The 26,506-nt window shown below is 63.9% G+C and carries 35 protein-coding genes; 23 read left to right on the top strand and 12 right to left on the bottom strand.

Annotated elements, in window-relative coordinates:
• Positions 1–91: 91 nt before the first annotated feature.
• A complete protein-coding gene (locus KK137_RS10925) occupies positions 92–853 on the bottom strand; it encodes a competence/damage-inducible protein A (RefSeq protein ID WP_214536463.1) in 762 nt (253 codons plus the stop codon).
• 107 nt (positions 854–960) lie between these two features.
• On the opposite strand from KK137_RS10925, the gene KK137_RS10920 reads away from it, so the two are divergent.
• Positions 961–2,052 carry an endonuclease/exonuclease/phosphatase family protein gene (locus KK137_RS10920; protein WP_214536462.1) on the top strand — a complete coding sequence of 364 codons (1,092 nt, stop codon included), beginning with the start codon at positions 961–963 and terminating at the stop codon, positions 2,050–2,052.
• Between the two features lie 67 nt (positions 2,053–2,119).
• Positions 2,120–3,085, top strand: coding sequence for a magnesium and cobalt transport protein CorA (locus tag KK137_RS10915; protein WP_214536461.1), 966 nt, complete (start codon positions 2,120–2,122; stop codon positions 3,083–3,085).
• Positions 3,086–3,363: 278 nt separating this feature from the next.
• On the opposite strand, the gene KK137_RS10910 is transcribed toward KK137_RS10915, so the two are convergent.
• Positions 3,364–3,900 (bottom strand): GNAT family N-acetyltransferase, encoded by a 537-nt coding sequence (locus KK137_RS10910; protein ID WP_214536460.1) that lies wholly within the window; start codon positions 3,898–3,900, stop codon positions 3,364–3,366.
• Between the two features lie 154 nt (positions 3,901–4,054).
• On the opposite strand from KK137_RS10910, the gene KK137_RS10905 reads away from it, so the two are divergent.
• The 6 genes from KK137_RS10905 to KK137_RS10880 all read left to right on the top strand — a co-directional run bounded on the left by KK137_RS10905 (position 4,055) and on the right by KK137_RS10880 (position 7,266).
• Positions 4,055–4,408, top strand: coding sequence for a hypothetical protein (locus KK137_RS10905; RefSeq protein WP_214536459.1), 354 nt, complete (start codon positions 4,055–4,057; stop codon positions 4,406–4,408).
• Positions 4,409–4,481: 73 nt separating this feature from the next.
• Positions 4,482–4,703 (top strand): hypothetical protein, encoded by a 222-nt coding sequence (locus tag KK137_RS10900; RefSeq protein WP_214536458.1) that lies wholly within the window; start codon positions 4,482–4,484, stop codon positions 4,701–4,703.
• A 120-nt stretch (positions 4,704–4,823) separates the two neighbouring features.
• A complete protein-coding gene (locus KK137_RS10895; protein WP_214536457.1) occupies positions 4,824–5,066 on the top strand; it encodes a hypothetical protein in 243 nt (80 codons plus the stop codon).
• 167 nt (positions 5,067–5,233) lie between these two features.
• Positions 5,234–5,551: a hypothetical protein gene (locus KK137_RS10890; protein ID WP_214536456.1), complete on the top strand. Its 318-nt coding sequence runs from the start codon at positions 5,234–5,236 to the stop codon at positions 5,549–5,551.
• Positions 5,552–5,730: 179 nt separating this feature from the next.
• On the top strand, positions 5,731–6,444 hold the full coding sequence (locus KK137_RS10885) for a phosphatase PAP2 family protein (RefSeq protein ID WP_214536455.1): 714 nt from the start codon (positions 5,731–5,733) through the stop codon (positions 6,442–6,444).
• Between the two features lie 27 nt (positions 6,445–6,471).
• Complete coding sequence (locus tag KK137_RS10880) at positions 6,472–7,266, top strand: COG4705 family protein (RefSeq protein ID WP_214536454.1); 795 nt, start codon at positions 6,472–6,474, stop codon at positions 7,264–7,266.
• An 83-nt stretch (positions 7,267–7,349) separates the two neighbouring features.
• Here the strand turns inward: KK137_RS10880 and folD are convergent, their stop codons facing one another.
• Positions 7,350–8,291 (bottom strand): bifunctional methylenetetrahydrofolate dehydrogenase/methenyltetrahydrofolate cyclohydrolase FolD, encoded by a 942-nt coding sequence (gene folD / locus KK137_RS10875; protein WP_214536453.1) that lies wholly within the window; start codon positions 8,289–8,291, stop codon positions 7,350–7,352.
• An 8-nt stretch (positions 8,292–8,299) separates the two neighbouring features.
• A complete protein-coding gene (locus tag KK137_RS10870; RefSeq protein WP_214536452.1) occupies positions 8,300–9,172 on the bottom strand; it encodes a methylenetetrahydrofolate reductase in 873 nt (290 codons plus the stop codon).
• Positions 9,173–9,288: 116 nt separating this feature from the next.
• Between KK137_RS10870 and KK137_RS10865 the strand changes: the two genes are divergently transcribed.
• Together KK137_RS10865 and desA are read left to right on the top strand one after the other, a co-directional pair.
• The gene (locus KK137_RS10865) at positions 9,289–10,020 is read left to right on the top strand and encodes an alpha/beta fold hydrolase (RefSeq protein ID WP_214536451.1); all 732 of its coding nucleotides are present in this window, start codon (positions 9,289–9,291) and stop codon (positions 10,018–10,020) included.
• Positions 10,021–10,032: 12 nt separating this feature from the next.
• Positions 10,033–11,469 (top strand): syringate O-demethylase, encoded by a 1,437-nt coding sequence (gene desA / locus KK137_RS10860; RefSeq protein ID WP_214536450.1) that lies wholly within the window; start codon positions 10,033–10,035, stop codon positions 11,467–11,469.
• Positions 11,470–11,732: 263 nt separating this feature from the next.
• Here desA and KK137_RS10855 read toward each other — a convergent pair whose 3' ends face one another.
• The 3 genes from KK137_RS10855 to KK137_RS10845 all read right to left on the bottom strand — a co-directional run bounded on the left by KK137_RS10855 (position 11,733) and on the right by KK137_RS10845 (position 14,143).
• Positions 11,733–12,497 (bottom strand): IclR family transcriptional regulator, encoded by a 765-nt coding sequence (locus tag KK137_RS10855; protein WP_214536449.1) that lies wholly within the window; start codon positions 12,495–12,497, stop codon positions 11,733–11,735.
• 2 nt (positions 12,498–12,499) lie between these two features.
• Entirely contained in the window at positions 12,500–13,624 is a 1,125-nt protein-coding gene (locus tag KK137_RS10850) for a cobalamin-independent methionine synthase II family protein (RefSeq protein ID WP_214536448.1), read from the bottom strand.
• A 126-nt stretch (positions 13,625–13,750) separates the two neighbouring features.
• Entirely contained in the window at positions 13,751–14,143 is a 393-nt protein-coding gene (locus tag KK137_RS10845) for a nuclear transport factor 2 family protein (protein ID WP_214536447.1), read from the bottom strand.
• Between the two features lie 80 nt (positions 14,144–14,223).
• Between KK137_RS10845 and KK137_RS16835 the strand changes: the two genes are divergently transcribed.
• Genes KK137_RS16835 through KK137_RS10825 form a run of 4 tightly spaced genes read left to right on the top strand, consistent with a single transcriptional unit; the run spans position 14,224 to position 17,571 of the window.
• Positions 14,224–15,894, top strand: a complete 1,671-nt coding sequence (locus tag KK137_RS16835; RefSeq protein ID WP_214536446.1) for a GMC family oxidoreductase — start codon at positions 14,224–14,226, stop codon at positions 15,892–15,894.
• Positions 15,891–16,280, top strand: a complete 390-nt coding sequence (locus KK137_RS10835; protein ID WP_214536445.1) for a nuclear transport factor 2 family protein — start codon at positions 15,891–15,893, stop codon at positions 16,278–16,280. The genes KK137_RS16835 and KK137_RS10835 overlap by 4 nt, the downstream gene beginning before the upstream one ends.
• Before the next feature lie 11 nt (positions 16,281–16,291).
• Entirely contained in the window at positions 16,292–17,041 is a 750-nt protein-coding gene (locus KK137_RS10830) for an SDR family NAD(P)-dependent oxidoreductase (protein WP_214536444.1), read from the top strand.
• Positions 17,041–17,571 carry a DUF3237 domain-containing protein gene (locus KK137_RS10825; protein WP_214536443.1) on the top strand — a complete coding sequence of 177 codons (531 nt, stop codon included), beginning with the start codon at positions 17,041–17,043 and terminating at the stop codon, positions 17,569–17,571. Before KK137_RS10830 ends, KK137_RS10825 begins: the two co-directional genes overlap by 1 nt.
• A gap of 572 nt (positions 17,572–18,143) precedes the next feature.
• On the opposite strand, the gene KK137_RS16620 is transcribed toward KK137_RS10825, so the two are convergent.
• From KK137_RS16620 to KK137_RS10810, 3 genes are all read right to left on the bottom strand, one after another.
• Positions 18,144–19,529 (bottom strand): hypothetical protein, encoded by a 1,386-nt coding sequence (locus tag KK137_RS16620; RefSeq protein WP_250893824.1) that lies wholly within the window; start codon positions 19,527–19,529, stop codon positions 18,144–18,146.
• A 135-nt stretch (positions 19,530–19,664) separates the two neighbouring features.
• Positions 19,665–20,246, bottom strand: coding sequence for a nuclear transport factor 2 family protein (locus KK137_RS10815; protein WP_214536442.1), 582 nt, complete (start codon positions 20,244–20,246; stop codon positions 19,665–19,667).
• A gap of 165 nt (positions 20,247–20,411) precedes the next feature.
• Positions 20,412–20,825, bottom strand: a complete 414-nt coding sequence (locus KK137_RS10810) for a hypothetical protein (RefSeq protein ID WP_214536441.1) — start codon at positions 20,823–20,825, stop codon at positions 20,412–20,414.
• Between the two features lie 188 nt (positions 20,826–21,013).
• On the opposite strand from KK137_RS10810, the gene KK137_RS10805 reads away from it, so the two are divergent.
• Positions 21,014–21,292: a hypothetical protein gene (locus tag KK137_RS10805; protein WP_214536440.1), complete on the top strand. Its 279-nt coding sequence runs from the start codon at positions 21,014–21,016 to the stop codon at positions 21,290–21,292.
• 10 nt (positions 21,293–21,302) lie between these two features.
• Here the strand turns inward: KK137_RS10805 and KK137_RS10800 are convergent, their stop codons facing one another.
• A complete protein-coding gene (locus KK137_RS10800; RefSeq protein ID WP_214536439.1) occupies positions 21,303–21,650 on the bottom strand; it encodes a DMT family protein in 348 nt (115 codons plus the stop codon).
• A gap of 165 nt (positions 21,651–21,815) precedes the next feature.
• Here KK137_RS10800 and KK137_RS10795 point away from each other — a divergent pair, with 165 nt between their 5' ends.
• Genes KK137_RS10795 through KK137_RS10780 form a run of 4 tightly spaced genes read left to right on the top strand, consistent with a single transcriptional unit; the run spans position 21,816 to position 23,414 of the window.
• The gene (locus KK137_RS10795) at positions 21,816–22,562 is read left to right on the top strand and encodes a hypothetical protein (RefSeq protein ID WP_214536438.1); all 747 of its coding nucleotides are present in this window, start codon (positions 21,816–21,818) and stop codon (positions 22,560–22,562) included.
• Between the two features lie 27 nt (positions 22,563–22,589).
• A complete protein-coding gene (locus tag KK137_RS10790; RefSeq protein WP_338028048.1) occupies positions 22,590–22,889 on the top strand; it encodes a KTSC domain-containing protein in 300 nt (99 codons plus the stop codon).
• The gene (locus KK137_RS10785; RefSeq protein WP_214536436.1) at positions 22,889–23,245 is read left to right on the top strand and encodes a TFIIB-type zinc ribbon-containing protein; all 357 of its coding nucleotides are present in this window, start codon (positions 22,889–22,891) and stop codon (positions 23,243–23,245) included. The genes KK137_RS10790 and KK137_RS10785 overlap by 1 nt, the downstream gene beginning before the upstream one ends.
• Positions 23,246–23,255: 10 nt before the next feature.
• Positions 23,256–23,414, top strand: a complete 159-nt coding sequence (locus KK137_RS10780) for a hypothetical protein (protein ID WP_214536435.1) — start codon at positions 23,256–23,258, stop codon at positions 23,412–23,414.
• 9 nt (positions 23,415–23,423) lie between these two features.
• On the opposite strand, the gene KK137_RS10775 is transcribed toward KK137_RS10780, so the two are convergent.
• Positions 23,424–23,858 (bottom strand): nuclear transport factor 2 family protein, encoded by a 435-nt coding sequence (locus KK137_RS10775; protein WP_214536434.1) that lies wholly within the window; start codon positions 23,856–23,858, stop codon positions 23,424–23,426.
• A 110-nt stretch (positions 23,859–23,968) separates the two neighbouring features.
• Between KK137_RS10775 and argB the strand changes: the two genes are divergently transcribed.
• From argB to KK137_RS10755, 4 genes are read left to right on the top strand one after another with little or no spacing between them, the layout of a single operon-like run.
• A complete protein-coding gene (gene argB, locus KK137_RS10770; RefSeq protein ID WP_214537476.1) occupies positions 23,969–24,868 on the top strand; it encodes an acetylglutamate kinase in 900 nt (299 codons plus the stop codon).
• A 23-nt stretch (positions 24,869–24,891) separates the two neighbouring features.
• The gene (locus KK137_RS10765; RefSeq protein ID WP_214536433.1) at positions 24,892–25,425 is read left to right on the top strand and encodes a hypothetical protein; all 534 of its coding nucleotides are present in this window, start codon (positions 24,892–24,894) and stop codon (positions 25,423–25,425) included.
• A gap of 38 nt (positions 25,426–25,463) precedes the next feature.
• On the top strand, positions 25,464–25,775 hold the full coding sequence (locus KK137_RS10760; protein ID WP_250893823.1) for a YggT family protein: 312 nt from the start codon (positions 25,464–25,466) through the stop codon (positions 25,773–25,775).
• Entirely contained in the window at positions 25,775–26,506 is a 732-nt protein-coding gene (locus KK137_RS10755; protein ID WP_250893822.1) for a hypothetical protein, read from the top strand. The genes KK137_RS10760 and KK137_RS10755 overlap by 1 nt, the downstream gene beginning before the upstream one ends.

Here is a 26,506-nt window from a genome sequence, read left to right as displayed (position 1 = left end):
TCAGGGGAGGATATCGGTTAGCGAGCCGGCTCCCGAGTACTCTTCCGGATGAGACGCGGCGCTCAGGGAGTAGTGCTGCAGTGCGAAACGGTCAGATGCCGCCCGGCGTAAAGTCGAAACCCGCCTCTGCCAGCGCTTCGCACAGACTGTCGACACAGCTGCGCAGGTCATTCGCGTCGGTTGAGCGAATCACGAAATTCGCGCCCACCTGCCCCTCGCGGAAGAAGGGATAGCTACCGATCTGGCAATTGGGATGGGCCTGCTCGACCTCACGCAGGATGTCGGCGACCTCGCTTTCCTTGATAAAACCGCCGACCGTTTCGCTCAGCAAGGGGGCGCCGCCTTCGAGGGTACCAGTGAGCGCGTCGAGCATCTGGGCGGCGATGTGCGGTACGCCGGCCAGCATGTGCACGTTGCCGATCTTGATGCCCGGCGCGCCGGACATGCGGTTAGGGATCAAGTCCGCGCCTTCGGGTGTCCTGGCCATCCTCAGGCGAGCCTCACTCACTCCGCCGCGGGTGGCGTAGTAATCTTCGAGGATGCGCCGGGCTTCAGGGTGGACCACGACCGGCACGCCCAGCGCCGCGGCCACGGCGTCGACCGAGATGTCGTCGTGAGTCGGGCCGATCCCGCCAGTGGTGAAGAGGTAGTCGTGCGTGGTGCGCAGCGCGTTCACGGCTTGGACGATGCGGACCTCGATATCGGGGACAACCCGTACCTCCATCAGGCGTATGCCCTGGACTTGCAGCCAGCCGGCCACTTGGGCAATGTTCTTGTCGTGCGTGCGGCCCGAGAGGATCTCGTCCCCGATGACGACTAGCGCGGCGGTCCAGATGCGGTCGGGCGATGGCATGGCTTCCGGTACGGGATTTGCGGACGCCGCGCCACCGCCGGATTTTTCAGCGTATCCGGAATTTTCCTGATGTTGGAACCCGGAGCAGGCCATATCCTGTGGCGCATATGGTGAAGCCCTCTCTGTCTCTTCTCGTCGCACTCGGAATGTTGAGCGGGTGCTCCAGCCTCCCACCAGAAAGCTCTGTCGAGTGCCTTGACGCGACCAGACCTCACATCCGCCTCTCGGAGGATGGGAAGACCGCGTTCACCGAAATCGACGTGCTGACCTACAATATCGAAGGGTTGCCCTGGCCCGCCCGCACCAACCGGGGACCTTACCTCGAAGAGATCGGCAAACGCCTCGCGGCGTTCCGTTCCTCTGGTGAAGGCCCCGACATTATCGTCTTCCAGGAAGTCTTCAGTGGAGACGCCGCCGACGCAGTGCTGAGCGCGGGCTACCGAAGCATCGTCGTCGGCCCGCGCCGGCGGTCGGAACAGGCACCCAACACCCAGGGGGCCCTTCCCGGCAGGCGCAACATCTTCAAGGGCGAAATCGGTCTCAACGTCATGTCGGCGGGGCTGGTGATCGCGACCGACTTCCCGATAGTTGCCGCGAACTACGTCCCTTACGCCAGTCGCAGCTGCGCAGGATTCGACTGCCTGTCGAACAAGGGCGTGCTCTATGCCGAGGTCGCCATTCCAGGGGTTCCCGGCGTGGTCGACGTCTTTACCACGCACATGAATTCGCAGCGCGCCTCTGGCGTTTCGGAGGAGCGGCACGCGGCGGCCCATGCCCGGCAGACCAACGAGCTGGCGGCTTTTGTCAGCAGGAGCAGTCCGTTGACCGATCCGATCCTGATCGGCGGGGACTTCAACATGCGCAATTCCGACGTCCGCCACTACACGTTCGATCGCATCTCCCCCCTGGGCAATGTGCACCGCTATTGCAGCGAGAACCGGGACAAGTGCGATGTGCGGCAGGACTGGGAGCACGAGGATCAATGGCGGCGGGTGCAGAACCTGCACTTGTACCAATCGGGCAACGTGGTTCAGGTTCGGCCCCTCCGGGTGGAGGGCATGTTCGACGGCGGGCCGAGCGGGCCCGTGCTGTCGGACCACAATGGCTTCCGCGTGGTCTACGAACTGAGCTGGCCGGCCTCCGAGACCGACCTCCCGCCGACATGTGCGTGGTCGCCGACGACGGCTCTGGCACTGTAGAGAGAGCCCGGCGGCTCCGGTTATTGGCGATTGCCAGCCGCGGCGGCCTCTGCCACCAATCCGCGCCATGACGATCGTCGCAGCACGCCGATATCGCGATGGCAAAGTGGTGGAACACGACTTGCTGCCGTGCCGGGAAAAGCCCGGTGAGGGCGAATTCGACTGGATAGGCCTGGTCGAGCCGAGCGGCGAGGAACTCAAGCTCATCCAGGACGATTACGGCCTGCACCCGCTGGCTGTCGAAGATGCCCTGACCCACCGCCAGGATCCGAAGACCGAGGCCTACGGCTCGCAACTTTTCGTCCTCGCCCGGACCGCGGCGATGGTCGAAGGCGAGAAGATCACTTACGGCCAGACTTCGATCTTCCTCGGCGAGCGGTTCATCATCACCGTGCGCCAGGGCAGCGAACGCGCCCACCTGAAGCTGCGGGCCCAGCTGGAAGCGACACCGGAGCGGCTGGCCGAAGGGCCCGACTTCGTGCTCCATGCCGTGCTCGATTACATCGTCGACGGCTATGGACCGCTGCTCGACCAGGTCGAGAAGGATATCGGCGAGATCGAGGACGAGGCGATCGGAGATTTTCCCGACAGCGCCCGCATCCGCCGGATCTTCCGCTTGCGCCGGACCTTGCGGCACTTCGAAGGGATCGCCGAAGCGATGGAGGAAGTGGCAGGCAAGCTGTGGGAGGTCGAGCAGCCCTCGATCGATCCGCGCGCGCGTCCTTATTTCCGCGATGTGTTCGACCACGCCCAGCGCGCCGCCCGACGCACGCGCTGGCTTAACGATACCCTGGGCGGGATCCTGCAAGTGGCCAGCCTGCTCGAGCAGAAGCGCACCGGTGCGATCACCCGCCAACTAGCCGCCTGGGCTGCGATCCTGGCGGTACCGACGGCGATCGCGGGTATCTACGGGATGAACTTCAAGTTCATGCCCGAACTGGGATGGCGCTACGGCTATTTCATCATCCTGGCCGTGACCGCGCTGACCTGCGCCGGACTGTTCTATCGCTTCAAGCGCATCGGCTGGCTTTAGGCTAACCTGACACTTTAGGGGTGACGGGGTGACACGGTCGTGCGGTGTCGCCCGAAAAGTGTCAACTTGCTGAAATTCGGCAGAAAACCGGCACATTTTTGTGGCAACTTGGCTGTACGAAGTCTCATCTTCGATGCGAAAGTGTCAACTTGCGCAGTTTGCAAGATGACACTTTGGCGCGGTCAGTCGCGTCGAGCGGGTAAGCCAACGATGGGAAAGAGCCGGTCTCACGATGGCTCAAGCAAGCGCTTGTAGGAAAGCTGTTTTTTGCAATTCTATCAGCCAGTCGGGCGCGACGCCCATTGCTCGCGCGATTGCCGCCACATCTCAACCGGCAGGTTGTCGAGCGGGGCGGGCAGGCGGGTCGGCCCCACGTTCTCCGCGCCGAGCGCCCTAGCCAGACGTTGCGACGGCAGGTTGTCCGGATCGATGGTGTGGATGACCTCGCTCCAATCGAGAGCGTCGAAGGCCCAGTCAATCGCGGCCTGCGCGCTTTCGCGGGCATAGCCTTTCCCCCACGCAGTCGGGAGCAGCGCCCAGCCTACTTCCCGGCCCGGCCATCCTTCAGGCTGCCATGGGCCGACCCGGCCGATCCATTGCCCGCTCGCCTTTTCGATGACGCTGAACATGCCGAAGCCCTTGAGTGACCATGACCCGGCCATCGTCGCCATCGCCCGCCATGCCGCGGAGCGAGACAGCGGTCCGCCGATGAATTTCGCCGCATCCTCGTCCGCCATGAGCGCCGCCCAGCCATCGAGGTCTTCCTCGCGCGGGAGGCGCAGTGTCAGGCGTGATGTTTCGAGGGTAGGTCCCATAGTTACACTCCGATTCAGGCGAGCCTTAATATAGGGCAAGGTCGCAATGTCTGCCTGCCCATAGCGGCGCTGCTGCGCGAGCCCGGGCATGCCAATCGCTCTCGCCCAACGGGCCTGATCGATGCTATGGAGGGGCGTCAGGGGAGAGATAACTGTGATCCAACCCATTTGGACATCAGCCGTGTTGATCGCCGCAACCTCGGGCGTGGCAGCGCCTCTGGCAGCCGCGCACCACACCGAGGATCCCTGGAAGGCTTGCACGGAGACGGCGTTGCGAAACTATGCCCTTACCAGCAATGTGCCGGCCCCCGCTGTCGTTGAGGCAGCCCTGGGCGCCTGCCAGGACAAATTTCGCACAGGTGCCGAGACACCTCGCACGCAGGATCGCCAGCCCCTGATCGATGAGGCGAGTCGCGACACCGCCTACAAGACGATGGTGGACCAGTGGCGCCCGCAACTCGTCGAAGGTGTGCTGAAGATCCGGAAAGACGACCAGGCTCGCCAGTAGGGGACAGGCGGCCATGCGGACCGTCCGCTAACGACCCATTGCGGTCATGGAGCCCAACTGCCAAAATTCCTCGATGTTTGTCCCCCCGCGTATCATCGCCGCTGCAGCCGCGGCGCTCTTCATCCTGGCGTGCTTCTACGTCGGCTATATAAACGAACTGCTCAAAGGCTCGCTTTCGCCTTGGCACCGAGCAATCGTCCTGATCGGGTTCATCATCGGCGCGGGAGCAGCCTCGCGTTACGTCGCCAACCTCGCAAGCAATCGATTGGCTAGGGGCGGGCAAGTCCGCCGCTAACGTCCGCTTTCCACCCTTCGCAGCCTATTGCGGACAGTCGGTTAGCGACCCATTGCGGGCATTCGGCGGGCCTCAGTTCTACGCTAGACATTTCCCGTCAGGTGCTGCGAAGATCGGGGCGTGGAAACGGTCAAGACCCTCACTAGCCGCGACGACAAGCATCGCATCGACATCGAACGGAGCGAGGCTGGCCTATATCGTTACGTCACCTTCAACGACCGGTATCGGACGGATGAAGACTTTCAAAACCCGCCCTACTGGATGATTGAAGCCTTCTCGGGGCTATATCAAACGGCCGAGGCAGCTGAGGCCGACGCAAGAGCGGAATGTGCTTGGCTCGGGAGTGAGAGCGCCGCAGGTTAAAGGATGTTGCCAACGTCCGCTTTCCACTCTCCGCGGCCAATTGCGGACGGAGCGCTCCCGACCCATTGCGGACCTTGCCGGAGCGATGCAAGTTTGAGCGATGCAATGAAGCACTGTGATGAGCGTCGGGGCAAATCGGTGAAGGCGAAGCCAGACGGAGAGGTACAATGAGCTTCGCCCTCGCGTTCGTCGCGGCCGCTTCGATTTATGGCACTAGCATTGAGGATTTACGCAAGGAGTTCCCCAACTCGCCTTATGACGATGCCATCGTTGCCGACGCCATCAACAGGGAAGTGTCTTCGAACGGCCCAGCCGCTGAGGGTGAGAAGTCGCTTAGGGAAAACGTAATTCCGATCGTCGTGCGTTTCCCCGACAAGTGCTGCGTGGTGCTTCGTCATCCAGCGTTCTCGACTGGCGGGGCTCCGATCTATTGCTATCGCCTGGACCGCGACACGCTGATCGAACATTTCAGCGGCGGTCAGTGATCGCGAGATGTCCGCTATCCACCCATCTCGGTCATTCCGACCAGCAAAAGCGCAAATCGTCGCTCGCTCCAAAGCGGTCCGTCTGCAAACGACCCATTGCGGACCTTACGATGGCCGGCTCAAAGAGGCACTCGCGCTGCCGGTCTGACACCATTGCCGAAATCGTTCGTTAGCCCCTGATGCGCCGACGATTTCATCTCCTCTCGAACCATCGCTTTGAAAGCCGCGTCCTGCTTCTATTCGTCGCCTTGTTGGCGGGTGCGATGATCCTTGCGAAGGCGGCCTCCGAAATCGTGGAAGGCGATACGATGGCGGTCGATCGCGCGATCGTGCTCGCCCTTCGCGTTCCGGGGGACTCGGCCCTGCCCATCGGGCCACCGTGGCTCACCCACGCCATAATCGACCTGACCGCGCTCGGAAGCGTTGCTGTTCTCTCGTTGATCACATGTCTGGCGACAGGTTACCTGCTGGTGGAGCGGAAGCCGACAATTGCGGCCTATATGCTGGCAGCTGTGGCCAGCGGTTTCGCCGCTGGAACCCTGCTGAAATGGGTCTACGCCCGCGCGCGGCCCGACATTGTCACCCACTTGGTGGGCACGCATTCTGCGAGCTTCCCCAGCGGTCACGCCATGAACTCGGCGATCGTCTATCTTACCCTCGCCGTGCTGCTCGCGCGGAGCGCGCAGCGGCGCTCCGTTCGAATCTACCTCATTTCCGCGGCGATTTCGCTCACAGTCCTGGTGGGGTGCACGCGGATCTATCTTGGGGTGCACTGGCCAACCGATGTCCTCGCCGGTTGGGTGGTGGGCGGACTATGGGCCGTGGGCTGTTCCCTAGCCGCAAAGCAGCTCCAATCGCGGAAGTCGATTGAGGGCGCTGGAACGAGCCCTTAGTCTGGACAGGCCTGCAGGAGACCGCGAATGGTAATCGACGCTCGCGACACGCTGACCAAAGTCCCCGCGGTCACGTTGGGTTTCTGGATCATCAAGATCCTTGCCACGACGCTTGGTGAGACCGGCGGCGACAGCGTCTCGATGAGCTGGCTAGGCGAGACCACGCCCCACGCCGGACAAGGCGGACTTAATGGCTATTTGATCGGAACCTTGATCTTCGGCGCGCTGTTCGCCGCGCTGGTTTGGGCGCAAATCAAGGCGCGCCGGTTCAATGCCTGGCTCTACTGGGCAACGATAGTCGCCTCGACCACTGCCGGCACCACACTGGCTGACTTCGTCACACGCTCGCTCGGGATCGGCTATCCGGGCGGTTCGCTGTTGTTGTTCGCCTGTGTGCTGCTCTCGCTACTGGCCTGGCACAAAGCAACCGGGTCGGTGTCGGTCAACTCAATCGTCAGCCCCCGCGAAGAGCTGTTCTATTGGATCACGATCACCTTCTCGCAGACGCTGGGCACCGCGCTCGGCGATTGGATCGCCGATTCCAGCATGGGCTACGGAGGTGGCGCCCTGTTCTTCGGCGCCCTGCTCTTAATATTGGCCGCGCTCTACTACGCGACCTCGATCTCGCGCGTGCTGCTGTTCTGGGCGGCGTTCATCCTTACCCGACCCCTGGGCGCGACGATCGGCGACCTGCTCGACAAACCGATCGGCAGCGGAGGCTTTGAGGTCAGTCGTCCGCTTGCCTCGGTCGTGCTGGCGTTGGCAATAGTGCTGCTGGTCTGGGCGGTGCCGCAGCGAGCCGGACAGCATCCCGGCGACTAGCCAGCGAAGAGTATGACTCTGTGAACCGTCCGCTTTCCACCACAGCGGACCTTACCGCCGGGTGGAGAGCAAACCGCTAGTTCTCAATCGAGCGAGGCGCCCTCGCCGTAGATCAGCGACCGGTCGGGCGCGTCACGATAGTCGCTGTCGCCGTTTGGGGCCTTGGCTTCGCTGATGGTCTTGGCGGCCTGGACGGTGTTGTGCAGCAGGCAGGCAATGGTCATCGGACCAACGCCGCCCGGGACCGGCGTTACCGCCTTGGCGTGCTGGACTTCGTCGAACTTGACGTCGCCAACCAGCTTCTCCTTGCCGTCCTCACCCATGATGCGGGTGATGCCGACGTCGATCACGACCGCGCCCGGCTTGACCCACGAGCCCTTGACCAGTTCCGGAGCCCCAGCGGCGGCGACGATGATGTCGGCCTTGGCGGCGATCTCGGGCAGGTTCTCGGTGTAGATGTGGGTGACGGTCACGGTGCACTCGCGGTCGAGCAGCAGCAGCGCGACCGGCTTGCCCACGATGTTCGACTTGCCGATCACCACCGCGTCCTTGCCGACGAAATCGTCGACCACGCTCTCCAGCAGCAGCATGATGCCGAGCGGCGTGCAGGGCACGATGCCTCCGGTGCCGGTGGAGAGGCGGCCGACGTTGACCGGGTGGAAGCCGTCGACGTCCTTCTCCGGGCTGATCGCGCCGAGCACCGTGCGGGTGTCGATATGCGCGGGCAGCGGCACCTGGCAGAGGATGCCGTGCACGTCAGGGTCGTGGTTGAGCTGGTCGATGAGCGCCAGCAACTCGTCCTGAGTGGTGTCGGCCGGCAGGCGGTGTTCGGACGAACGGATGCCGACCTTTTCGCAACCCTTGATCTTGCGGCGGACGTAGACCTGGCTCGCGCCGTCGTCACCCACCAGGATCACGGTCAGGCCGGGGCGGGGACCCCCCGCCGCGACCAACGCGTCGACTTCTGCCTTTGTCTGCTCGTCCAGTTTGGCCGCTACCTTCCGGCCGTCGATCACCTCTGCCATGCCGGGTCTCAGTGCTTCGCGTCGTACTGGTTGATCCACTCGGCCGACGGGGTCAGCGCACCGAACGGATAGAAGTGCAGGCGCACGCGGCCATGCTCTTCGTCGTTGAGCTTCTTGTCGAGCGAGTTGACCAGCTTGTCCGGACCGGCGCTGCCGATGAGGTTGGTCAGCGAGATGCCGTACTTCTTCATCACGCTGGCCGAGGCGCCGACGCCGCAGCGCTTGGCGAAGCCGAGCAGGCGCTTGATGCCGGCCGGGCCGGGGACGCCGAGGCGCACCGGCACGTCGATGCCGCGCTTGCGCATTTCGCCGACCCATTCGACGATCGCGTCGTCGTCAAAGGCGAACTGGGTGACGACCAGGGGAGTCATGCCGCCGGCGCGGATGGCGGCGATCTTGCGCTCCATCCAATCCCACAGCTGTTCGGGGGTGTTGTTCGGGTGGCCTTCCGGGTGGCCGCCGATGCCGACGATCTGGATGCCGTGCTTCTGCAACAGGCCGGTCTCGATGATCTGCAGTGAGTCCGAATAGGGGCCTTCGGCCTCCGGCGGGTCGCCCGCGATGATGAAGACGCGCTTCACGCCCGCCTTGGTGGTGATGTCTTCGAGATACTTGTCGAGCTGCTCTTCCGACAGGATGCGGCGGGCCGACAGGTGGACGATCGGTTCGAACCCGAGCTCGCGGACCAGAACGGCGGCTTCGACGCGCTGTTCGATTTCCTCACCGGGAAGGAAGGTCACTGCGATCTGCGTGCCGGGGCGAATCAGCGGCGCGGCTTCGCGCAGGCCTTCGATTTCCTTGGCCGTCATTTCCAACGAATAGCCGTCGGCCATATTGCGACGGGGCTTCTCCCAATCGGGGTGGATTGAGGCATAGGACATCGATTCAGCTCCTCTCGTGTGCGCGGCGGCGCCATAAGCGTTTCGCGCGCGATGACAAAGCCCCTAGCGCGACTGATTGTTTTCGGATAGACGAAATTTTCACACCTGCGAACAACATGACGAGAGCGATGCTGCTGTTCCTCCCCGGGCTGATCTGCGATGCGCGCACCTTTGCGCCGCAAATTGCTGCGTTTCCCGGGTCTAAGGCCGTCAACAGCTATGGCCTCGCCAATACGCTTCCCGAGATGGCGCAGATTGCGCTGGATCAGGCGCCCGAGCGATTCGACCTGTTCGGCCATTCGATGGGCGGCCGAGTCGCGCTGGAGGTGTTCCGCCTTGCGCCGCACCGCGTCCGTCGCCTGGCCATTTCGAGCACCGGCGTTCACTCGCTTCGCCCGACGGAGCCGGCCAACCGCCACGCGCTGCAGGCGCTCGGTCACGAACAGGGCTTCGAAAAGCTGGTCGACACCTGGCTGCCGCCGATGGTCGCCGAAGTTAACCGCGACAAGCCCGGGCTCTACGCCCCGATGCGGCAGATGTGCCTGAGCATGGGCCAGGACGTTTTCGACGCCCAGATCAACGCGCTGCTGACCCGGCCGGAACAGGAAAGCCTGCTGGCGGAGATCGCTTGTCCGACGCTGGTCATGACTGGCGAGCTGGACGGATGGAGCCCGCCGCCGCAGCACGAGGCAATCGCCGACCGGATCGCCGATTCCACACTGGTAATCGTAGAGGGTGCGGGGCACATGCTGCCGCTCGAGGCGCCCGACGCGGTCAACCAAGCCATCGCCGCCTGGCTCAATGAGCCGGCGAACGAGAAGAACCCTTACCCGTCAACCCGCCTTTAGGAGAGGCATAGAATGACTGAACAAACGCTGCAGCAGAAGCTGGACCAGGCAGGCGACGTCGTCGACTTCCTGCGCAACCAGCAAGTCGGCCCGAACGTCTATCCGGGCGTGCCGGCTGAATACTCGAACTGGCGCAACGAACAGCGCGCCTGGGCGAAGAGCGCCGTGCTCTTCAACCAGTCCTACCACATGGTCGAGCTCTACGTCCGTGGTCCGGACGCTTTCGCGCTGCTCGAATACACCGCGATCAACAGCTTCAAGAACTTCACCGTCAACAAGGCGAAGCAGTACGTTCCGGTGACCCCGGACGGCTACGTCATCGGCGACGTGATCCTGTTCTACCTGGCCGAGAACGAATTCAGCCTCGTCGGCCGCGCCCCGGCGATCGAGTGGGTTGAATTCCACGCTCAGTATCCGAAGCCGGATGGCAGCAAGTGGAACGTCACCGTCGAGCGTGACGAGCGCACCGCGCTGCGCACCGATGGCAAGCGCAAGAACTATCGCTTCCAGCTCCAGGGTCCGAACGCGATGAAGATCCTCAGCCAGGCGATGGGCCAGACCGCGCCGGACCTGAAGTTCTTCAACATGGCTCACGTCGACATCAACGGTAAGGACGTCATCGCCCTCCGTCACGGCATGGCCGGTCAGCCGGGCTACGAGCTGTTCGGTCCGTGGGAAGACTACCAGGCGGTTCACTCGGCCCTGGTCGAAGCCGGCAAGAACGACGGCCTGACCCTGGTCGGCGGTCGCGCTTATTCGTCGAACACGCTGGAATCCGGCTGGCTGCCTTCCCCGCTGCCCGCGTTCTACACCGGCGACAGCCAGATGATGAAGGACTTCCGCGCCTGGGCTTCGGGCAAGTCCTACGCTGGCGTCTGCTCGATCGGCGGTTCCTACGTTCCCGACAGCATCGAGGGCTACTACCTCACGCCGTGGGACATCGGTTACGGCCACATCGTCAAGTTCGACCATGAGTTCGTCGGCCGCGAGGCTCTCGAGCGCATGGCGAACGAGACCCACAAGACCAAGGTCACCCTGGCTCTCAACACCGAAGACGTGATGGCCGCCATCTCGTCGAACTTCGCCAAGGGCGACCGCGCGAAGTACTTCGAGTTCCCGAGCGCCGTCTACGCGATGCACCCGTTCGACCAGGTCAAGGTCGACGGCAAGGTGATCGGCGTTTCGACCTGGATCGGCTACAGCTCGAACGAGGGCGCCATGCTCTCGCTCGCGATGATCGATCCGGCTCACGTCGAGTTCGGCAAGGAAGTGACGCTGGTTTGGGGCGAACCCAACGGCGGCACCAGCAAGCCGACCGTCGAGCCGCACGTCCAGTTCGAAATCCGCGCGACCGTATCGCCGGTTCCGTACTCGGCCGTGGCGCGTGACTCCTACGCTGACTCCTGGCGCCAGAAGGGCGTCGGCGCGAGCACGCTCGTCAACGCGTAAGCGAGACAACCGAACAAGGAAGGGGCGGCCACCGTTGGGTGACCGCCCCTTATTTGTGGGTTCGGATGGGGTTTGCACAGGCCCACCCCCAGCCCCTCCCGCAAGCGGGAGGGGAGTTTGAAGTTGCATCCTCCCGCAGGCGGGAAGGGAGTTTGACGTTGCTTCCTCTCGCCGGCGGGAGGGGAGGTACCAGCGCTGCCAGTTCCCCTCCCGCTTGCGGGAGGGGTTAGGGGTGGGCGAAGGGGGCGGAGGCTAACGCCCGCTCAGCAGGTTTCGAGCAAGCCCGCGGTGCGTTCGAGTAAGTCCATCGCCCGGCGCTTCATGGCGTCATCGAAGCGGGCCTTCGGAATACCGAAGGACAGCGAACCCACGACGTCGCCGCCCATTGTCACGACGCGGCCAATGCCGCGGATGCCGAGCGAATATTCCTCGTTGGTCACCGCGAATCCCGTGCGACGTACCTCCGCGAGGTCCTTGCGCAGCGCCTTCTCGCTGGTCACGGTCGTAGGCGTAAACCTCGACCGTTCGACCTCTGCAAAGTAGCGCTCGAGATCCTCCGCCGGCAGTGCGGCCAGAAGCGCCTTGCCAGAGGCGAGCGCGTGCATCGGCAGGCGCCGGCCGATGTCGATCGAATAGCGCAGGGCCTGCTCGCTGGTCTCGGTGACGATTGCCTCGACGTCCCAATCGATGCGGACGAAGAAGCTGGTCGTTTCGTTGAGCTGCACGCGCAGCGTTCGCACCAGCGGCGCGGCGCGGTCGGCGAGGGTGAAACCGCCGGGGCGGGCCTGCAGCCGCTCGAGGCCGGGGCCGGCGGAATAGCGGCGGCCGTCCCGCGCGAGATAGTCCCGCTCGACCAGGGTGCCTAGCAGGTAGGACAGACTCGAAACCGGAATGCCGAGCGCGACCGCAATCTCCTGCGCCACAAGAGGCCGGTCATGCGCGACGACGAATTCGATGATGTCGAGCGTACGGGTCGCCGATTTGACCTGGCTGGACTGCGCAGCGGCTACAGACCCGTTCTCGACCATCGCTATCCTATCCGGTTGTCGGCAATATCCGCGCCCTCGCGCAGCGCCTTGAGTTTCTTCCATGCAACCGCGGGGTCGATCTTGCCGTAACCGGCGAAGGTGCCGAACCCACAGTCGGAACTGGCGACGACCCTGTCCTTGCCGACGAAAGCGGCGAACCGTTCGATCCGCTGGGCGATCAGCTCAGCAGTCTCGATGTAGTTCGAACAGGAATCGATGAAGCCGGGAGCGAGAATCTTGCCGGTTGTGTCGGCCGCCTTCCACACGACCCACTCGTGCTCGTGGCGCGGGTTGGCGGCCTCGAACAGGATCGTGGCGGGGCGGGCCGAGAGCACCACGTCGATGATCTTCTCGAGCGGAATGTCGAAGTCGTGCGGGCCTTCGTAGTTGCCCCAGCACACGTGCATGCGCAGCTTTTCCGGCGCGATGTTCGCGGTGGCGGCGTTGAGCGCCTCCACATTGGCGGTGATCGTCTTGAGGAACTCCGCCTCGTCCATGTCCTGGTAGCCGGTGTGGCGGCTCATCGCGAGGTCGGGACAGTCGAGTTGCAGCTGGAAGCCGGCGTCGACGATCGCCTCGTATTCCGGACGCATCGCGTCGGCGAGATCCGCCAGGTAGGCTTCGTGGGTGGGGTAGAACTGGTTCGGCTGGAACGCCGTGATCAGGCCCGGGCTGGCCGAATTAAGGAAGCCTTCGACGCCCTGGCCGTGCTTCTCCATCGCCGACTTGAAGCGGCGGATATCGTCGTGAAGCGGCTGCAGGTTGACCAGCTCGACCTTGTCGATGGCCGAGGCGCGAGTGAATTCCTGAGCGCCCATGATGTGGGCGAGCTTCTTCGACAGCTCCGGCACTGCGGCGAGGTCGAGCGCTGGCTTGCGCGGGGAATGGCCGCCGAAGCCGCTGAGGCGTTCGATGATGTAGGTCGAATAGCCGACCTTGCCGAGTTCGCCGTCGCTCACGACGCTGACGCCGGCGTCGACCTGGTCCTTCACCGCCTGGTCGACAGCCGCTTGCACCAGCGTGTCGAACTCGGCTTCGTCGTAAGCCTCCCCCTTGTCACGGGCGAGGAGCAACGGAACGAGTTCTGGGCCACGAGGTAGGCTGCCGACATGTGTAGTCTTGATCATGTCGGCAGCTATTTCAGATATGCGAAATTGCCGCAAGGGTGAAGAAGTTAGGTGTCCCCGGGTTGAAAAGTCATTCCCGAGAGGATTCGCCCGCTTCGCCGTCGCGCCTTCGCCAACGCCAGGGCGTCAGACCAGTGCGCAACCCACGCTTTCGATCTTACCGTCCTTGAGATGGTAGTGAATATATTGCCGCATCTCCTGGACCTCGCCCTTGGCGATGGGGAAGAAGGCCTGCATCCCGTTGGCGTCGAGAGTTTCGCGTGTGAGGTCTTCGATCCCCTCGATGCGGATCACCCCTTCGACTGCCGCCAGCTCCTCTGATGAGGCGAACTTCTCGATGGTTATCGTCTCCCGCACGAAGCGGTGGAGGAAGGTGTAGAAGGCTCGCAACTGCTCGCGCGTGGTGATCTCGATGCCGAAGAACGCCATGCGCGGGTTCTCGGCATAGAAGTCGAACACCGCGTCATAGTCGCGGGCGTTGAAAGCAGCGGCGTAGCGCTCGTAATCGTTTCGGGTCATGGCCTCTCCTTGCCAGTGATCCTAACGATCGTTAGCAATGCGGCAAGGCCCCCTGCGACGGGGCTCAAGGAGAGTGGTGCGTGACTGAAGAGGCATTCGATTACATTGTCGTGGGCGCGGGGAGCACGGGCTGCGTCGTCGCGGCACGGCTGAGCGAAGACCCGGGCACCAACGTACTGCTGCTAGAGGCCGGCGGGCGGGACGAGCACCTCTACCTCAAGATGCCGCTCGCCTTCCTCAAAGCGATGCCCGACCCGCGCTTCAACTGGACCTACTGGACAGAGCCCGAACCTCATCTCGACGGACGTCGCATGCCGCTGCCGCGCGGGAAGGTGATCGGGGGCTCGGGCTCGATCAACGGGATGTTCGCGATGCGCGGGCATCCGGCGGACTATGACCAATGGGCGCAAATGGGCGCGAACGGATGGTCGTTTGCCGATGTGCTGCCCTACTTCAAGAAGTCGGAAGACTCCTGGCGCGGCGAGGGCACCTACCACGGCGCCGGCGGACCGGTGCAGGTGCGGCCGATCGATTCCCCCTACCTGCTACATGAAGAGATGATGGCGACGGCCGAGGCCGCCGGGTTCTCGACCAGCGACGACCTCGCCGGCGACCACCCAGAAGGCTTCGCCCGCGGCGAACAGACGGTCGACCGCAACGGCCGCCGCGTCAGCGCCGCCACCGCTTACCTCAAGCCCGCGATGGGCCGACAGAACCTCGACGTCCGCTCGGGCGTGCTGGTTCGCAAGCTCGTGTTCGAAGGCAAGCGCTGTGTCGGCGTGGAGATCGACAACGGTGGTGAGCCCAAGATCGTGCGCGCCCGGCGCGAGGTGATCCTCTCGGGCGGCGCCTACAACTCCCCGCACTTGTTGCTGCTGAGCGGGATCGGACCTTCCGCGCATCTCAAGGACCATGGCATCGCCGTGGTGCACGAGAGCCCCGGCGTGGGGCGCAATCTGCAGGAGCATCCGACGGCAAGCCTCGAGTTCAACGCCAAGTACCCGGTCACCTTCCTCAACCAGTTGCGGTGGGACAAGATCGCGCTCAACGCCGCGCGCTGGATGGTAACCGGCAAGGGGCCGATGGCGACGCAGGTCAATTCCTGCAACGTGGTGATCCGCACCGCGCCGCATCTCGAGCGGCCCGACCTGCAGATCATGGTCAACCCGATCCGCTTCGACGCCATGCCCTGGTTCCCTGGCATCCGTGCGGTGCAGGAGCACGTGTTCTGGGCGGGGCTGGTCCAGCTCCATCCCGACAGCCGCGGCTGGGTCGAACTCAAGAGCGCCGACCCACGCGAGGTCGCGGCAGTCACGCTCAACATCATGGCCGAGGAATCAGACCGCGAGCAGATGCGCCGGGCGATCCGCACCGCACGCAAGATCTACAACACTTCCCCGATGGGCGACCTGCTCTCGGGCGAGCGCACGCCCGGCGTGCAGGTCGACAGCGACGACGAGCTCGACGCCTACATCCGGGCCAGTTGCTATTGCGCCCAGCACCCGACCAGCACTTGCGCGATGGGCACGGGATCCAACGCGGTGGTCGATCCTGAGCTGCGGGTGATCGGAGTCGAGGGCCTGCGCGTGGCGGATGCGTCGGTCATGCCGACCGTCCCCGGCGGCAATACCAACCTTCCGTGCATCATGATCGGAGAGAAGGCCGCCGACCTGATCCGCGGCCGCAGCCTTGCGCGGGCCGAGCTTCCCGCCCCTATCGACAGGCTCAGGACGAACGGAAGGGCCGCATGAGCCGGACCCCGCAGGAAGAGGCCAACCTCAAACTCGTGCTCGACATGTTCGCGCAGGTGTTGAACCCGATGGATTCGGGCGCGGTCGACCGGTTCATCTCGCCCGGCTACATCCAGCATAACCAATCCGTCGAGCCGGGCGTGGCGAGCCTGAAGGCGTTCCTCGACATGATCCGCGAGCAGACGCCCAAGGCGGTGCACGACGTAAAGCGCGCCTTCGTCGATGGCGACCACGTGACCGTCCATTACCACGTGCGCCGCTGGCCCGATGACCTGGGCTGGGCGGTGATCGACATCTTCCGCGTCGAGAACGGCCTGATCGCCGAGCACTGGGATGTCATGCAGGATGTGATCGAGGGCGGGCCAAACCCGAACTCGCCGTTTTGAGGGTTTAGACAATGCGTTTCGAGAACAAGATCGTCCTGGTGCTGGGCGGCAACAGCGGGATGGGGCTCGCGACCGCCAAGGCCTTCGCCGCAGAGGGGGCCAAGGTCCATCTGACCGGACGCGACCAGGCAACCATCGATGCCGCCGTGGCGAGCATCCCCGGCAGCAAGGGTTACCGGTCCGACATTTCGGACATCGACTCGACCGAAGAGATCGTGGCGAAAGTCGAGGCCGAGGATGGCCGGGTCGATGTGCTCTATATCAACGCCGGAGTGGGCGGGTTCGCACCGTTGCGCGGGATCACCGAGGAGGCGTGGGACCACGTCCACTCGATCAACCTCAAAGGCTGTGTCTTCGCCTTGCAGAAGGCGCTGAGGATCATGGGCAAGGGCGGCTCGATCGTGGTCACCGGCTCGATCGGGGCCCACGGCGCGCTAGAGGGCAACGGCGCCTATGCCGCAGCCAAGGGCGGGCTCTACATGGCGATGAAGGTCTTCGCGAAAGAGCTGGTCAAGGAAGGCATCCGCCTGAACATGGTCAGCCCCGGCCCGATCGACACTCCGTTGCTCTACCGCAACCCGGGCATGACCGAAGAACAGGTGGCGGGCCTCAAGGAGATGATGATCGCCAACATCCCGATGCACCGCATGGGCGAAAGCGACGAGGTGGCCAAGGCCGTCCTGTTCCTCGCCAGCGACGACGCCTCGTTTATTACCGCCGCGAACCTGTTCGTCGACGGCGGCCTCCTGGAGCTGCGCTAATGCCCGAATTCAACGACACCACACCGTTCGCGGCGCCGTTTTCGACCATCGACAATCCGCGTCTGGAGTTCGTGATGGAGGTCCGCCTGACCTTCCCGGAGGTCTACACCATGGCTCCGGTTCCGGCCGGCGGGATGCGCAGCGCCGTGCTGGTCCAGGGCGGCACGTTCGAAGGCCCGCGCCTCAAGGGCCGCGCGATCCCCGGGTCTGGCGGCGATTATGCCTACTTCCGGCCCGACGACGTGGCCGTGTTCGACGCCCGTTATTTGTTGGAGGAGGACGACGGCACCGTAATCCTGCTCAACAACAAGGGCTTCCTCTGGGGCCGCAAGCCCGACACCATGCAGCGCCTGCGCGACTGGGCCTTCAACGGCGGCGATCCCGTTCCGCACGAGGATTACTATTTGCGCGGCAACCCGACTTTCGAATGCCCGGTCGGCAAGCACGACTGGCTGACCAAGCATGTCTTTATCGGCGTGGGTGAACGGCGGAGCGACGGGAATTTGTTGCGGTACTACGCGCTGGTTTGAGGGCGTCGGGGAGCCCTTTGCGAGGATTGCGGTGAGACGCGCATCATGACGCCCGCTGACTGTGGGCGCGATTGTGGCGCCTTGGGATGACGGCCTACGACCCCTTGCGGACATCTGCTTGTTTGTCCGATGACAGCGGCCAGTTGAGATCCTACGAATATCCAATGGACTGGTTCGGGGAAATGAAAGACCTTTATCGGGTCATGGGTCCGTCGCGGTTCATCGTCTTTTTTGGCGGACTGACAGCGATCATTCTCGCGTTCGTAGCCCCTGGCATCTGGCTGATGCACGAAACCAGTTGGCCGGAGGCCTACGGATCTAACTGCCACGGACGGGGATGCTGGCTAAACTACCTTTACCATAGCCCAAAGCTGTTAAGTAACGGCCAAACCTATGAGCTTTTGCTCTTCGCTTGGTTATGGTTCCTTCCTCTGGTTCTCGGTTTGCTCATTGGTACCGTGCTTTTGCGACGGTGGCTTAAGCGACGCCGTAGTCGGATTCGGCCACTTGAATATTGAGGGACGTAAGCGCCCGCGGCCAACTTCCGCTTTCCAGCCAAAGCAGGCCGTCGCCTATCTCAGCAACACATAGACGCGCCCGGTGCCTTGCTCGCCGCTTTGATGGGTCACCCGGTAGTCGAAGTAGGCCGTGCCCTTGAAGCCTGGAACGGCATTCACCGTGATGGTGTCCCCCGTTAGGGTTGCGGTGATGCGCGCCGCGTTGGCTGTGGAGACGCTGATGGAGTCGATTCCCTGGAGTTCCGGATTGCCGAGCCCCCCGCCATCGGCCGCCGCGCGCCAATAGAGATCCTCGCCCAGAATGCTTCCGTTGGCAGTGGGCGTCCACTTAGTGTTGATAGGGAGCGGCGTTCCACTGACGCCGATGAAGAAGTCCGTTGTCGGGAAGAAGTAGCCGGTGGTCGGAAACGGCAGGTGCTCCCGGAAGATTTTCGTCTCTTCGGTTATCAGGAACACATTGGCTTGCAGGGCCTCCGTGGCGGCTGCGGCGGTGTTGGCCTTGAGCAAGGAGACGAGCCGGGGCTCCAGGTAACCCCTGATGCCGAGCATGAACTGCGCGGCGCTCTCGGTGTCGGACACCTGGACGCCGATGGTGGCGGCATAGACGTCGATGAGATGGGCGGCGGCAGAGAGCACGTCCTGGCGATACTTCCCCGCCGGGATAAGGCTGGTCAGGAGGTCCGTCATCCGCGAATTCTCGAACAGGTAACCATCGTCCGCGGCGAGCATAGCGCCCAGGTCCGAGTAGTAGATCGTCTCGTTGTAATAGATGTTCTGGAGCGGCGTATCGTCTCCATAATGCACCGTGGCGAGCGCGGCCGCGGTCGCGATGACACGCAAGTTGGAGGCCGCGATGCGCGCCCCGTCCTGCCGCAGGGCGGTGTCGCTCGAAGCCAGGGCGGCCGCAGGATCGAAGGCGGTCAGGTCGCGATCGGAGCCCAGGGCGAATGGGCCGCTATTGAGGCCGAAAGCACGCTTGACGCGGGCTTGGCTCCCTGCGCCCTCGATAAGGGACGTGAGTGGGGAGTAGATCTGCGACCCGAGCGGCCCGGTATAGCGGTAGACGGTGGCCGACGCGCTATCGATGCCTATCACCAGGACATAGCTCTTGTCGTAGTTCGCAATGTGCTTGGTGCCGCCCTCGTATCCCCGCAGGTAACCCGCGCCGGGACCAAAAGTCCCTTCCCGCGAACAGTCACCCACCCCTTCGGGGGCGCCGTCCCTGGCGGTTGTAGGATGCAGATAGACGTAGCAGGGGCCCGTGCTTGCCCCGAAAGCTCGAGCGGTCGGCGCCACGGGAGTGGGGGTGGGTGTCGGCACAGGGGTGGGGGCTGGGGTAGGTGTTGGCGTGCCTCCCGAGCCGGAGCCTCCGCCACCGCACGACGCGGTCATCGCAAAAGCAAGCACGGCGGTGGCGCCAAGCAGTCGGCTGCGCAGCATCGAAGGCCCCCTCCAACGATTAGATACGGTGCGACTTATCGTTGACGCCAGACACCGCCTTCGAGGCTTCAGAGTCAACTGCGAGAGTCTGCGGCACGCAGTTTCCTGTGCAAATTCCCTACGGGCGGAAACGCCTCACTGCGCGTTAATGTCGTAATCCAGCCTCGGCTGATACGTGGCCGCATATCGCTCTGGCAGGGCGCTGTCGGCGATCACGACGCGCTTGGCGATGAGCCACTTGCCGTCTTGTTTTACGAGCTTGTCGTACTCACGGCCATGCTCCGCGACTTGAGGCGGGGCCTTGGGATCGGGGTTGGAAATGCCGGTCCACAAGAAGGTGGCGGTGGCCTTGTCGCCCTGGACGTCGATCACCGGGTTCGACAGGACCATGTGGAACACGCCCTCGTTGGTGACATTGTCGGGCTCATCCTGTGTGCCGGCGTAGAGAGCCTCGATCTCTTTCTTGCCGGTAGAGATGATGCCGTTGACGTCGAACACCGCATTCTCGGTGTAGTAGTCCCCGAACGCGCTGGCGTTCTTGGTGCCGAAGTGGGCGTAATAGCGGGTAACCAAGTCCTCGATGGCGATGCGATCGGCGAGGGCGCTCTCGGCGGCTTCCGTGTTGGTGGCTGCAAATCCCGGTACATGCGGAACGATCAGCGCGCCCACTGCTATGCCGCCCATAGCCGCGGCGGCCACTACCCAGTTCTTTGCCATAATCCCCTCCGCCTTATTATTTGAAGGGAGAGTGCCCTGCGCTCAGGTTCTTCGCAAGCCGGTTTGCGAGCGCACAAAAGAATGGAGGGCGACGGTTAACCGTCGCCCTCCGGGTGCGGGCCTGGGCTGTGGGGATGGGGTAGAGAAGGCCCGCTGGGGACGTGTTTAGTCGTGCGTGTCCGCGTGACCGCTGGTCTGGGCGCCAGCTTCGGCACTCGGAGCTCCGGTGTCGGTGCTGACGTGTGCGCCAGCATCGGCCTCGGCGTGGGTGTCGGTGGCGTCCTCGGCCGTCTGGCGGGCCTGGTCGGCGCGCTCCTTGGCTTCGTCCGTGGTGGCGTCCGCGCTGTCGCGGGTGCTGTCCACGGTCCGTTCGGTGGTCGTGCGCGCACCATCGACCGTCCGGTCTACAGTGTCGCCAACTCCAGGCGTGGCGCCTTCCGCAGAACCGCGGACACCGCCGGCGACAGGGCCAGCTTCGCCGCGGACTGCGCCCGTAACGTCGCCTGCAACCTGGGCTTGCGCCGCGCCTGCAGTGACAAGCAGGCCCAAGGCCATGGTGGAAATCAAGATCTTACGCATCGCAACCCTCCTTAATTTGGTAATCGACATGATGCCGGGTGGATATGCGCGAGGGGCCAAGCGGTGCCCGGGAACACGACCGCACGAGCCGACGATGGGGCGGAACGACGCGGAGCCGCAGGTGTTTATCTGAGGTTCAGGCTGGCGGCGGGTTTTGGCGGCGCGGCCCGGGCTTACAGGAGGATGTCATGGCCACTCTCTCGAGCGTTGCGAAATTCCTGTTTCCACTGGCCGCGACCTGCGCGCTTGCGGCTTGCGGACAGGACAAGACCGAACGGACCTTCACCACCGACACTCAAGACAAGAGCGGCGGCGAGCTGATCGTCACCGAGCAGGATCCCAACGCGGTGCAGGTCAACACGCCCGATACGCCGATGACGAATGTACCGCCTGGTGAGACACCGTCGCCCACCGGCACGGCCTCTCCAATGGCGACGGCCTCGCCGAGCCCCAGCCCGACGCCTTAAGGGCTGAGCGTCACTTACCCACGAACAGAAACGCGACCCCGGCCATGATGCAGGCGAACGCGGCTGCGTGACGCCAGGTGACGGCTTCGCCCAGCACGAAGACCATGAACACGCCGAAAACGGTCAAGGCTATGGCCTCCTGGGCGATCTTGAGCTGTCCGGCGCTCCATCCGCTGGCGTAGCCGATGCGGTTGGCTGGCACGGCCAAGGTGTATTCGACGCCAGCCAGCAGCCATGAGATCAGGATGACCCATCCGAGCGGGCGGGCATTGGCGACTTCGGGCCCGCCCTTCAGATGCCAATACCAGGCGGCGGTCATGAACAGGTTCGAGAGCGTGAGCAGGATCAGCGTGGGCATGGCCGTTTCTGCGCGAGCGGGCCGCTTCCGGGCAAGAGGAATCGAGCAACTCATCCCGTCGGTGAAGGTCGCCAGGGCGTGCGGCAGCACCGAGCCTCGCTTTTGCGCGCTCCGGTACTTCACGAAGTAGGTTGAACCCGCACGCACAGCGCCTAGCTTGTGACCATGAAGCTGGTTCGTTCCATGACGGCGTCATTGGGGCTGCTCGTTGGCTTGGCGGCGATCCCGGCGGCGGCTTGTACGCCACGGGCCGGGTACGAGGTTCCTACCAATCTGGAGCTTGTCCGCGATGCCGAAGCCATCGTGCTGGCGCAAGTCGTCGGCGGGAGCATGGACGCAGCCAATCCGGAAGGGAGTACGATTACCGTTCGTCCGGTCGCGACGCTCAAGGGCGATGTTCCCCCCGGTGACATCACTTTGCGCGGCATGCTGCTCGCCGGCGACGTCGGGCGGGAATCGAGTATGCTCAGCAATCCCTACGAGTTCGAGGCGGCCCATCCGGTAAGCTATTGGGGCGCCTGCATCCGCTACGTCTTTCCGGAGGGCACGACGGCGCTGTTCTTCCTGAAGCGGGGCGAGGGCGGCGCGTGGGCGCCCGCGGGCGGTCCGTTCAGCCGTTGGGCCGAGGACGTGCCAGGAGAGGACGCCCCATGGGTCGAACTCTCGCGCCTCTACATTCGGGCCGCGAGCCTTCCGGATGCCGATCGCGTCGCCCTGCTCGAAAGCGAGCGTGACAGCCAGCGGAGCCGGCGGGGTGATCCGCTGGCGCAGCTCGTGGCGGCCGATATCGACAGGGTGCTCAAGCCACAAACGGCGAGCTCCGGACTGTTCGAGGACTCCGCGCAGACCGAAAACACGGTCGCCGCGGCGCTGGAGAAGATGCGCAAGGCCGCGATCGAAGCGGGAAATTGACCGCGTTCGGAGACGGTTGGCTCTTTCATGCGTTGTCGAGGCATGCCTTCGACCGCGATCCGCTCCCTTCAGTACGAGCCCGCCGCGAGAGCGCTCGACATCGAGTTTATCAGCGGGCGGCGATATCGGTACTCCGGAGTGCCGGAAGAGACCGCCCGCGCGTTTCGCTCGGCGTTTTCTAAAGGACGCTTCTTCAACGCGCGCATTCGTGACAGGTTCGCGTGCGTCGAATTGACTGCAGAACCAGAGGAATGGGGTGTGGAATGGGTTGACCGACGCCTTCCCGACACCACCTCCTCAGCACCAAGGAAAGAGAAGGGAGCCTGATGCGCACCGAATCCGAAGTCGCCGCGATGTCTTGCCCGGTTTGCCGTGTTCCACTCGCGATGAGCGACCGGCAGGGGATCGAGATCGACTACTGCCCGCAGTGCCGCGGGGTGTGGCTCGACCGGGGCGAACTCGACAAGATTATCGAGCGCAGCATGGCCCAGGCGCAGCCTTCCGCCGCGTCGGCTCCGCAACCTTCTGCGCCCCTTCATTCCGGCAGCCGGGAGAGCCCCTGGGCCGCGGACAGCTTGAGCCATGGCGGATATGGGCACGGTGGTCACGGACACAGCGGCCCCGGGTATGGCGGCAAGCCTCCCAAGCGGCGCAAAAGCTGGCTGGAAGACATTTTCGACTGAGGAGAAGGCCATGATCGAAACCACGATCGAAGACCGCGAACGCGAACTGCGCAGCTTGCTTGACCGCATCGCTGCCTATCCGGAGCGGGCCTGGACCGACGAGCGGCAGCGCGTGGCGGTCTTACAGCGCTTGCTGGCGGCGGAAGAGGCGTCGGCCACGGTGGGCTGACGCGCGAGGCTACTCGTCGGTGGGCGGATCAATCAGACCTATCGCGCGGGCAGTGCCGTAGCTATCGAACAGTTCCAGGAAGTTGACGGCAAATCCGTCACGCACGGTCCAGATATCGACTTTGGGACCCTCGACGACGCGCAAGGTCTTGAGGTTGCGCCATGCCGCGTGGCCGATCCAAACATAGGTATCGCCGCGAACGACGAAGCGGTGAGTGCTGGCCGACAGCATTTCCCATTGTTCGGCAATGGCGGCGAAATAGGCGATCGCCGCCGCCTTGCCGATGAAGGGACCGCGCATCCGGGCATCGAAGACCGAGGCTTCCAGGATCGAGTGAAGCTCGATGGTATCGGCATAAAGCGCATAGAACCTGTCCGGGCGGCGGCCCAGGCTTTCGTGCCACCCGGCATAGGCGGCTGCGAGGCGAGCCTCGAAATCGTCCATTTGCGGAGTTCCGCTTTCTGCCCGTCGGAGCGACCCTGTCGTACCCGGATTAACACGATTTCCGAGCACTAGCTATGCAGCCCATGAACAACTCGCTAATGCGCCGCACCATGACTGCGTCTCAGGACAAGCAAATGCTCGCCAAGGCGGAGACGCTGATCGAAGCGCTCCCTTATTTTCAGCGCTATGCCGGCCGCAGCTTCGTCGTGAAGTACGGCGGCCACGCGATGGGAGATCCCGAAGCCGCGCGCGACTTCGCCGAAGACATTGTGCTGCTGAAGGCAGTCGGCATCAATCCCGTGGTGGTTCACGGCGGCGGGCCGCAGATCGGCGCCATGCTCAAGAAGCTCGGCGTCGAATCCCAGTTCGTCGACGGCTTGCGCGTAACGGACAAGGCGACGGCAGAAGTCGCCGAAATGGTCCTGTCCGGGGCGATCAACAAGGAACTGGTCGGCTGGATCGCCCAGGCGGGTGGCAAGGCGCTGGGCATTTCCGGCAAGGATGGCGGCCTCGTTACCGCCACCAAGGTGACCCGCACCACCAAGGACCCGGACAGCAATATCGAGCAGGCGATCGATCTTGGCTTCGTGGGCGAGCCCGAGATCGTCGACATCACGATCCTCGAAACCGCCAGCAAGGCCGGCATGATTCCGATCGTCGCGCCCATTGCGGCGGGGGCCGACGGCCACACCTACAACATCAACGCGGACACCATGGCCGGCGCCATTGCCGCCGCCCTGGGTGCCGCGCGTCTGTTCCTGCTGACGGACGTACCGGGCGTACTCGACAAGCAGGGTGAACTGATGACTGACCTGACCCCGGCAGACATCGGCCGCTTGCGTGAAAACGGCACGATCAGCGGGGGGATGATCCCCAAGCTCGCGACTTGCGTCCAGGCGGTGGAGGCTGGTTGCGAAGCGGCGGTGATTCTCGACGGGCGTGTCGGGCATGCGATGCTGCTGGAGTTCTTCACCAGCCGCGGCGCGGGCACTCTGGTTCGCGCGGGATGATCTTCCGCGGCCTCTCTCTCGCGGTGGCAGGCACGATCCTGCTCGCGGGTTGCGGAGGTCCCGGCGAGCCTGCTCCCCAGGCGAGCGCTACTGATCGGCCTTCCGTCACCGATACCCCGTCGGAGCCGACACCGGTCCCCGCGACGTCCCGAGCGCCGGTCGTGGCCGATTATCCCGTTTTGTCGAGCAAGGATTGCGAGCGAGTCGTCGAACTCTACTTCGACGCGATCACCGACGGCAAATATGCGCTCGCCGCTCTCGTCTGGAACGACCCCGCCATCGACGCGGCTCGGCTTGGAGCCGCCTATCGCTCGTACCAGATGGCCGATTTCGATTGGCAGGACCCGGAGGTCGAAGGCGCGGCGGGCTCGCTCTACTGCACGGTCAAGGCAACCCTGACCGACGCCGACGACCGGTCGCGCTCGCCGGAGGAAGGCACAATGGTGCTTCGGCGGGTCAACGACGTGCCCGGCGCGACGCCCGATCAGCTGCGCTGGACCATCCGTTCGAGCACGTTCGTCGAAAATCCGGAGGACGCCCAGCAGCGCCAGCCTTGATACATTGCCTCACGCTCGGCTAGGCGTGTCAAACCTAGATGGAGGCCTGCCCGCCCGTGTTCTTTCTCACTCTTTCGCAGATCGTCGGCTACCTGATCTCGATCATCATTATCCTGGTGATCGTTCAATTCGTCATTAGCCTGCTGGTCGCGTTCAACGTCGTCAGCATGCACAATCACTGGGTCGCCGCGATTTACCGCGCCGTCAACGCGCTGCTGGAGCCGATCCTCCGACCGATCCGGCGACTGATGCCCGATACCGGGGCGATCGACTTCTCGCCGCTGGTGCTCATCGTGCTGTTGAATATCGTCAACATCATCCTCCGGAACCTGGCGATAAGCACGTTCTGATGGGGAAGCGGACGCGCCCGGCTCTGTTCACGGTGCTGGCAGGGACGATGCTGGCGGTGTTGGCCGCCGGTCCGGGGCCCGTGTCAGCTCAACAGGGTGAGGCCTTTCGGCTCGATGACAGGGGCGGGCGCCGCGACAGGGACCGTTACCTCCGGGCCAACCCGAGCAAGGTCATCGCCACCGAGCTCGCTTTTGCTCGCACGGCGCAAGAGAAGGGGCAATGGACCGCATTCGCTCAATTCGCGGCGGACGATGCGGTGATGTTCGTGCCCCAGCCGGTCCTTGCGAAGGAATGGCTCAAGAAGCAGCAGAACCCCGCACAAGCCGTGCGCTGGCAGCCGCACCAGGTCTGGTCGAGTTGCGATGGCTCGCTCGCCGTGACCAAAGGCGCCTGGCAGCGGCCGGACGGTTCGGTCGGCTATTTTACCACGGTGTGGGCACGGCAGAAGAACCACGAGTACAAGTGGGTCATGGACCAGGGCGACGTTTTGCAGCAGCCCCTGGAAGTGCCGGAGCTGATCGGGGCGTCGTCAGCCGATTGCGGCAGGGTCGATCCGTTCGCCTTTCCTGCCGCCGAGGGGGGGAGCAGGCGTGAGGGACGCTCGAAGGACAATTCCCTGGTCTGGTCGGCAACGGTCGACGCGGCCGGAGCGCGGACGGTCAGCGTGCGAATGTGGCAAGGCGGCGAGATGAAGGAAGTGTTCTCGGGAAGGGTCGCGGCCGCGTCCTGA

It is taken from the genome of Croceibacterium selenioxidans, from assembly GCF_018599195.1.
Classification (GTDB): domain Bacteria; phylum Pseudomonadota; class Alphaproteobacteria; order Sphingomonadales; family Sphingomonadaceae; genus Croceibacterium_A; species Croceibacterium_A selenioxidans.
Note: the sequence above shows the minus strand (reverse complement) of the source record. Positions and strands in the feature narration are given on the sequence as shown.